The organism is Ruminococcus sp. N15.MGS-57, from assembly GCF_000980385.1.
In the GTDB taxonomy this organism is placed as follows: domain Bacteria; phylum Bacillota; class Clostridia; order Oscillospirales; family Ruminococcaceae; genus Hominimerdicola; species Hominimerdicola aceti.
In genome coordinates this window covers 23,204-29,954 of the sequence record NZ_LARF01000027.1, presented here as the reverse complement: position 1 = coordinate 29,954, position 6,751 = coordinate 23,204, and the positions used below count along the sequence as shown (strand labels likewise).

Annotated in this window: 5 protein-coding genes; 1 reads left to right on the top strand and 4 read right to left on the bottom strand. The window is 44.7% G+C overall.

Annotated features, from left to right (window positions below):
• Window positions 1-61 precede the first annotated feature (61 nt).
• The 3 genes from WS40_RS07070 to WS40_RS07060 form a co-directional block, all read right to left on the bottom strand.
• Window positions 62-1,561, bottom strand: a complete 1,500-nt coding sequence (locus tag WS40_RS07070; RefSeq protein ID WP_022286602.1) for a sialate O-acetylesterase — start codon at window positions 1,559-1,561, stop codon at window positions 62-64.
• Window positions 1,562-1,666: 105 nt separating this feature from the next.
• Window positions 1,667-2,164: a GNAT family N-acetyltransferase gene (locus WS40_RS07065; RefSeq protein WP_022286603.1), complete on the bottom strand. Its 498-nt coding sequence runs from the start codon at window positions 2,162-2,164 to the stop codon at window positions 1,667-1,669.
• Window positions 2,165-2,188: 24 nt separating this feature from the next.
• Window positions 2,189-3,805: an ABC-F family ATP-binding cassette domain-containing protein gene (locus WS40_RS07060; RefSeq protein ID WP_046441376.1), complete on the bottom strand. Its 1,617-nt coding sequence runs from the start codon at window positions 3,803-3,805 to the stop codon at window positions 2,189-2,191.
• Between the two features lie 232 nt (window positions 3,806-4,037).
• Between WS40_RS07060 and glgA the strand changes: the two genes are divergently transcribed.
• The gene (gene glgA, locus WS40_RS07055) at window positions 4,038-5,480 is read left to right on the top strand and encodes a glycogen synthase GlgA (RefSeq protein WP_046441374.1); all 1,443 of its coding nucleotides are present in this window, start codon (window positions 4,038-4,040) and stop codon (window positions 5,478-5,480) included.
• 168 nt (window positions 5,481-5,648) lie between these two features.
• On the opposite strand, the gene WS40_RS07050 is transcribed toward glgA, so the two are convergent.
• Window positions 5,649-6,722 carry a 6-phosphofructokinase gene (locus WS40_RS07050; RefSeq protein ID WP_022286606.1) on the bottom strand — a complete coding sequence of 358 codons (1,074 nt, stop codon included), beginning with the start codon at window positions 6,720-6,722 and terminating at the stop codon, window positions 5,649-5,651.
• Window positions 6,723-6,751 lie beyond the last annotated feature (29 nt).

The window sequence follows — 6,751 nt, the reverse complement described above, 5'->3', positions numbered from 1 at the left end:
CTTGCTTTTTGGCAAGATCGCAGCCTTTTTTCTTGGGGACTTTTTTTACAGCCCCCTTGTATTATTTTTCTGTTCTGAATGGTGCGAGTGGTATGCCTGTTTCATTGAAGATAGTTACCTCGCAATAGTTGAACCAGTTATATCTTGCATATAGAGGTTTTTCAACGGCGTCTGACTTGATGAAAATTTTACTGCCGTTTATGGTGATATCGGCTTTTACGAACTCTTCGTCCTTGCCTGCTATCTCAAAGCCCTGTGCTTCGCCCTTTACTACAAAGCCATTTTCGGCATGGTCAAAGCTAAGCTCTATACCGCCGTTTTTATACTCCAGCGACTTATAGATAGGTCCGAATGCTTTTACGTCCATGCCGTAGAAAAGCTTTTCTGCCTGCAAACAAAGTCTTTCGCCAACGGGTACTTTATTCTTTGGGTGGATCTCGTTGAACTCACCGCAATCTGAGATAACAGCTATTCCTGTATTTTTCACTGTCTTATATGCTCTCATCTGAGCCTCTCTTATTTTACACCAATGCTTATAATCAGGGTCTGCGGCATATTTGAACATGGGGAGCTGGACGATTATGAACGGAAGCTCATCGTCGCCCCACTTCTCTCTCCAAAGCCTGATAAGAGATGTGAGGAGGGTGTAATAGCTGTCCGGCTTATGGTCGTCAGACTCGCCCTGATAATAGAGGAAGCCTTTTATTGTATAAGGACAAACTCTTGACACCATAGTCTCAAAAAGTCCTGTTGGACGGAATGGGTTTACGCAGTTTATTGGACCCGGCCAATTCTTATCGCCAAGGATCTCGTTTGCTTTCTCCCAGCTCATTGTTGGGTCTTTTTGCAGAAGCTCACCGTATTTTTTATCCCACACACGCTCAAATTTCTGATAATCTCTGTATTCTTTTATCTGCTCCTCGACAGTTTTGCCCTCAATACGTTTTTCATACTCGTCTATGTAGCTTCTTATTTCAGCGTTGTTTTCAAGGGTCGGTCTGTCTACCCATGCGGAGGCTGATGTGCCGCCCCAGTTACAGCCGATAAGTCCTACTGTTACACCAAGGTCTTTGGCAAGCTTTCTTCCAAAGAAAAAGCCCACTGCACTCCATGCCCTTGAATTATCCTTTGAAGCCTGCGACCATGCGGTATTGTTTTCATCCTCATAGAACATTTCGTCAAGAGTGCCACGCTTTTGAGTGTAATAAAATCTTACGTTGCAATCAGGGGTGAGGTTTTCGAGGACTTCTTTACCGCCCTTTGCGTTTTGAAGTTCAAGCTCCATATTTGACTGACCGCCGCAGAACCACACTTCGCCTATCATGATACGGCAGAATTTTTTCTCTGTACAGCCGTCTGAAACTGTCATTTCGTACTCTCCGCCTGCACTCATCGGAGGGAGGACGGCTGTCCACCTGCCGTCGCAGACCTGCGTCTGGACTGACACGCCGTTAAGAGTAACTGTGACAGTTCTTTCCTCGTCCCCAAGTCCCCAGACTGTTATGTTCTTGTCACGCTGGAGCACCATATCGTTTGAAAAAATATTTGCTACTTTTAACATACTTCTTTCACCTTTCAATACCTATAAAAATTCAATATTCAAAAAAATATCATCGCCGCAGGCGATACCTTAATTCCTCACTCCTCACTCCTAACTCCTCACTAATCAAAGAGTGTGGTAGAAAAGAATGATATCCTCAAAGACGCCCTCTTTGTTTTCAAAGCCCTTCGGTACAGTGCCGAGCTTAACAAAGCCGAGGTTTTCGTAAAGCTTTACCGCCTTGACGTTTGATGCAACAACGGCATTGAACTGGAGCACCTTAAAGCCTTTCTGCTTTGCTATGAAAAGACAATGTTCGACTATGACCTTTCCTGCTCCTTTGCCACGGCAGGTGCTTTTTACGGCATAGCTTGCGTTTGCGATATGTCCGCATCTGCCAACGTTATTAGGGTGGAGGATATACATCCCTACAGTTTCGCCCTCATACTCTGCAACACCGCAGAATGTTTGTGAAGCAAAAAACTTTTTCGCACCCTCATAGTCGAGAGTTTCTTTCTGTGGGAAGGCATTGCCCTCTTTTACAACTTCGTTCCATATCTCTGCCATTGCAGGAACGTCATCAATATTGTAACCTCTTACGGTCACGTTTTTCATTTTTGCCATTTTGGATACTTCTCCATAATAAAATTACTCTATAAATGACTTCATGCCACGCTCACGTCGCCAATCAAGGAACTCCTCATATGTTCCCTGTCTGTCGATACAGCCGTCGGGGGTTATCTCGATTATTCTGTTTGCAACTGTCTGAACTATTTCGTGGTCATGAGATGCGAAAATTACGACGCCTTTGAAATCTCTAAGTCCGTTATTCACGGCTGTGATAGATTCGAGGTCGAGGTGGTTGGTAGGTCTGTCAAGCATTATAACGTTTGAGCCGAAGAGCATCATACGGCTGAACATACATCTTACCTTTTCACCGCCTGAGAGAACTTTTACAGGCTTATATATCTCGTCCCCTGAGAAGAGCATTTTGCCAAGGAAACCTCTGAGGTAGGTGTCTGTTACTTCGGAAGTGGAATATTTTCTTATCCAGTCAACTATGCTTTCGTCATTATCGTTGAAGTAGGCTGAGTTGTCGATAGGGAAATATGAACGTGAAGTGGAAACGCCCCACTTAATGCTGCCCTCGTCCGGCTCTTCTTCCTCTGCAAGTATCTTGAAAAGCATTGTGATAGCCTGCTCGGACTCGCCGATGAAAGCGACCTTATCGGTACGGCTGAGGGTAAAGGAAACATTATTGAGAAGCTTTACTCCGTCAACTGTTTTTGAGATGCCGTTGACTTTGAGTACGTCTTTTCCAAGCTCTCTATCCATATTAAAGCCTATGAAAGGATATTTTCTTGATGAGGCAGGCATTTCCTCGACTGTGAGCTTATCAAGAAGCTTTCTTCTTGCGGTAGCCTGCTTGGACTTTGATTTGTTTGCTGAGAAACGGTTGATGAACTCCTGGAGTTCCTTGATCTTCTCCTCGGCTTTCTTGTTCTGGTTCTTTATCATTCTCTGCATGAGCTGTGAGGACTCATACCAGAACTCGTAGTTACCAACATACATTTTTATCTTTGTATAGTCGATATCCACGATATGGGTACAAACATTATTAAGGAAGTGTCTGTCATGGGATACAACGAGGACAGTTCCGAAATAGTCGGCAAGGAAGTCCTCAAGCCAGCTTATAGCGTCGATATCAAGGTGGTTTGTAGGCTCGTCCAGCATGATGATATCAGGGTTGCCGAAAAGTGCCTGTGCAAGAAGCACCTTGACTTTTTCATTACCTGAGAGGGTAGACATTTGTGAATAGAGGATATCCTCGGAAAGACCAAGACCCTGAATGAGCTTTGAAGCGTCAGACTCAGCCTCCCAGCCGTTAAGCTCTGCGAACTCGCTTTCAAGCTGTCCTGCTCTGTCGCCGTCCTCCTCGGTGAAGTCCTCCTTGGCGTAAAGCTCGTCCTTTTCTTTCATTATCTCATAAAGACGCTTATTGCCCATTATTACAGTTTCAAGAACTGTATACTCGTCAAATGCAAAGTGATCCTGACGAAGCACTGAAAGTCTGTCCTCTTTTGAGATAACTACCTCGCCTGTGGTAGGCTCTATCTCACCGCAGAGGATCTTCAGAAATGTTGACTTTCCTGCACCGTTTGCACCGATTATGCCATAGCAGTTGCCGTTTGTAAATTTAAGGTCAACGTCCTTGAAAAGAAGCTGACCACCGAATGAAAGGCTTACGTTTGATACTGTTATCATTTTAACTCTCCTATATCTGATAATTATACTTTGACACTTTATTATACCACACAAAGAGGCTTATGTCTACTTTTAATTATTAATTTTTCATCACTGCGCTTTTATGGTGCAAACGAGGTTTTGCTCTTGACGTTTTCAACAAAAAGTGTTATAATTGTTACGTACACATTGGCAATAGCGATAATTATTGCCCTGAAAATTCAAGAATTAAGTTGGAAAGGATAACTTGAATATGAAAAAAGTTTTGTTTGCTTCTTCGGAGTGTGTTCCGTTTATCAAGACAGGCGGTCTTGCTGACGTTGTTGGCTCTCTGCCTAAGTGCTTTGACAAGAGGTATTATGATGTCAGAGTAATTCTTCCTAAATATTCCTGCATGAAACAGCAGTGGAAAGACATGATGCAGTACAAAACGCATTTCTACATGGACTTTGCAGGTCAGAGCCAATATGTGGGCGTACTTGGATGCGTTTATGATGGCGTTACGTTCTATTTTATCGACAACGAACATTATTTCACCGGTGACAAGCCTTACACTGAGCATCACTGGGATATAGAAAAGTTCATGTACTTTGACAGGGCTGTGCTTTCTGCTCTGCCGCTTCTTGATTTCCGTCCTGACGTTATACACTGTCACGACTGGCAGACGGGTCTTATTCCTGTATATCTTCATGACAGCTTTGCAGGGGGAGATTTCTTCCGTGGCATAAAGACCGTTATGACTATACACAATCTGAAATTCCAGGGAAATGACGGAGTTGAGCAGTTCAAGAGGATATCCGGTCTGTCTGACTACTACTTCACTATCGACAAGCTGAGAACTGGCGTTGACGGAAATATGCTCAAGGGCGGACTTGTTTATGCTGACGCTATCACAACTGTCAGCAACACATACGCAGAGGAGATAAAGACTCAGTTCTACGGCGAGGGTCTTGACGGACTTATGAGGGCAAGGGCTAACGATCTCCGTGGTATCGTCAATGGTATCGACTACGTTGATTACAACCCTGACACGGACAAGAACATTGTTGTAAGATACAATTATGACAACGTGCTTGAGAAGAAGATACACAACAAGAGAGCAATTCAGGCTGAGCTTGGTCTTGCGCAGGACGACAATCGCTTTATGATAGGCATTGTTAGCCGTTTGACAGATCAGAAGGGTTTTGACCTTATTGCATACATGATGGAAAGAATGTGCGAACAGGGCATACAGTTCGTTGTGCTTGGCACGGGCGAGCAGAAATATGAGGATATGTTCCGCTGGTTTGCAGGCAAGTATCCTGACAGGGTTTCTGCTAACATTTACTACAGTGAGGAAATGAGCCACCGCATTTACGCATCAGCTGACGCATTCCTTATGCCGTCCCTTTTCGAGCCATGCGGACTTTCACAGCTTATGTCACTGCGTTACGGCACGTTGCCTATCGTTCGTGAAACCGGCGGTTTGAGAGATACTGTTCAGCCGTTCAATCAGTTTGAGAGGACCGGCACTGGTTTCAGCTTTGCAAACTACAATGCACACGAGATGTACAACACTGTTATGTTCGCAAAATACATATTTGATGACAGACGTGACGAATGGAACGGACTTATCAAATCTGCAATGGCACAGGATTTCTCATGGCAGGCTTCTGCTAACAAATATCAGGAAATGTATGACTGGCTTATCGGCTAAGATAGATACAAGAAAAGCTCCGCAGGAAGGCGGAGCTTTTTTATGTTATAGGTTTTGTGGCAAGCATATGATTTGTCGGAGATCAGGCGGGCGACCTCAGGTAGCCGCTACGGAAACAAACCTAAAAAGCGGCACAGTTTATGCTGCACCGCTTTTGTTTTGCATTTATCAGTCACCGAAAGCGACGCCCAGAGCCTTTGCGGTCTTGACGAGCTGGTGGTCGGCAGGGACAAATTTTGTTTTGCCTGCGACTTCTGAAAGTGGGTTTTCTGACACAACTTCATTTATCATTGCCACTGCATAGCCGTATTTATCGGCTGCGATAAGCTCTGCGGCATGGACGCCGAACTTTGTGGCGAGCACTCTATCGTAAGCGGACGGACTGCCGCCTCTGAGCATATGACCAGGCACGCAAACTCTTGTTTCTCTGCCTGTAAGCTCTTCTATCTGCTTTGCAATTCTAGGGGTAGCAGTTGTAAGACCCTGTTCTGCACGGAGTCTTGCTCTTTCCTTCTTTTTAAGCTTTGCCTCTTCTTTATCAAAAGCACCCTCAGCTACGGCGAGGATAGAAAATCCCTTTGATTCTCTCTTTTCGCAGGCAGCGGCAAGCTTTTCGATATCATATGGTATTTCAGGAATGACTATCATATCTGCACCGCCTGCGATACCTGAATAGAGGGTGAGCCAGCCGGCTTTATTGCCCATTATTTCTGCAACGAGTATTCTTCCGTGGGAATTGGCTGTGGAATGAAGTCTGTCGATAACGTCTGTGGCTGTGTCAACAGCGGTATGGAAGCCGAATGTTACGCTTGTGCCCCAGATATCGTTGTCGATAGTTTTTGGCAGGCCGATAACGTTAAGTCCCTCGGTTGAAAGGAGGTTAGCGGTCTTATGAGTGCCGTTGCCGCCCAAGGTGAGCAGGCAATCGAGCTTCTGCTTTTTATAGGTTTCTTTCATAGCCTTTACTTTATCCACGTTATCTTCTTCGATGACCTGCATTTTCTTGAAAGGCGTTCTCTTTGTGCCGAAAATAGTTCCGCCTGTGGTAAGGATACCTGAAAAGTCAGACTGCTTCATTTCCTTGCACATATTATTGATAAGCCCATAATAGCCGTCCTCTATGCCGATTATCTGGACGTCTTCGCCGAACTTTTCATAGCAAGCCTTTGCAACGCCTCTGATAGTTGCGTTAAGTCCCGGACAATCTCCTCCGCTTGTGAGTATGCCTATTCTTTTCTTCATTTTACCAAGTCCTTTCAATGAAATTCTAT

What these genes read in the sequence shown, in the direction of transcription:
- WS40_RS07050 (WP_022286606.1), bottom strand. Translation starts at nt 6,722, where the DNA reads ATGAAGAAAAGAATAGGCATACTCACAAGCGGAGGAGATTGTCCGGGA.
- WS40_RS07065 (WP_022286603.1), bottom strand. Translation starts at nt 2,164, where the DNA reads ATGGCAAAAATGAAAAACGTGACCGTAAGAGGTTACAATATTGATGAC.
- glgA (WP_046441374.1), top strand. Translation starts at nt 4,038, where the DNA reads ATGAAAAAAGTTTTGTTTGCTTCTTCGGAGTGTGTTCCGTTTATCAAG.
- WS40_RS07060 (WP_046441376.1), bottom strand. Translation starts at nt 3,805, where the DNA reads ATGATAACAGTATCAAACGTAAGCCTTTCATTCGGTGGTCAGCTTCTT.
- WS40_RS07070 (WP_022286602.1), bottom strand. Translation starts at nt 1,561, where the DNA reads ATGTTAAAAGTAGCAAATATTTTTTCAAACGATATGGTGCTCCAGCGT.